The following is a 242-nucleotide window of genomic DNA, read 5'->3' as shown; positions in this document are numbered from 1 at the left end:
ATATCGATACCAATAAAGAAATCCTGGCCACCGAAAAAGACGAGGAGTTTCGCGAGATGGCTAAAATGGAACTTGACGAACTACTTGCCCAGCAGGAAGTAAAAGAGGAGGAGATCCGTTTGATGCTCATCCCTAAAGATCCTGAGGATTCTAAAAATGCGATCGTCGAGATTCGTGGTGGTACAGGTGGTGACGAGGCTGCCCTTTTTGCCGGCGACCTTTACCGCATGTACATGCGGTAC

Annotated in this window: 1 protein-coding gene; it reads left to right on the top strand. The window is 48.3% G+C overall.

What is annotated here, in order from left to right; all coding sequences use genetic code 11:
- Positions 1-242: PCRF domain-containing protein (locus tag ACEN88_RS36140; RefSeq protein WP_413347188.1), on the top strand; the 242-nt coding region annotated here is incomplete at both ends.

The sequence above is a fragment of the Massilia sp. CT11-108 genome (genome assembly GCF_047302915.1).
Taxonomy (GTDB): domain Bacteria; phylum Pseudomonadota; class Gammaproteobacteria; order Burkholderiales; family Burkholderiaceae_D; genus Telluria; species Telluria orientalis.
The sequence above is the reverse complement of the archived record's forward strand: the minus strand, read 5'-3'. Positions and strand labels throughout refer to the sequence as shown.